Source organism: Streptomyces sp. WM4235 (assembly GCF_001279725.1).
In the GTDB taxonomy this organism is placed as follows: domain Bacteria; phylum Actinomycetota; class Actinomycetes; order Streptomycetales; family Streptomycetaceae; genus Streptomyces.
The window spans coordinates 1-331 of record NZ_LGDE01000358.1 but is presented as its reverse complement, the minus strand read 5'-3'; the positions used below and the strand labels follow the sequence as shown (position 1 = coordinate 331).

The window sequence follows — 331 nt, the reverse complement described above, 5'->3', positions numbered from 1 at the left end:
CGCCAGACCGATCGTCTCCGACTTCAGCGCCACCCCCGGACCCGAGGTGGTCGTGACCCCCAGGGCGCCGCCGAACGCCGCACCCAGGGCCGCGCCGATGCCCGCGATCTCGTCCTCGGCCTGGAAGGTCCGTACGCCGAAGTTCTTGTGCCGGCTCAGCTCGTGCAGGATGTCCGACGCCGGGGTGATCGGGTACGAGCCCAGGTACAGCGGGAGGTCCGCCTGCCGGGCCGCGGCGATGAGGCCGTACGACAGGGCCAGGTTCCCGGAGATGTTGCGGTAGGTGCCCGTCGGGAACGACTTCGTCGCGGGGGCGACCTCGTAGGAGACG

Annotated in this window: 1 pseudogene; it reads right to left on the bottom strand. The window is 71.3% G+C overall.

Features of this window, described 5'->3' with window-relative positions:
* A pseudogene (locus ADK55_RS22325) lies at positions 1-331 on the bottom strand (2-oxoglutarate ferredoxin oxidoreductase subunit alpha); the annotation flags it as partial.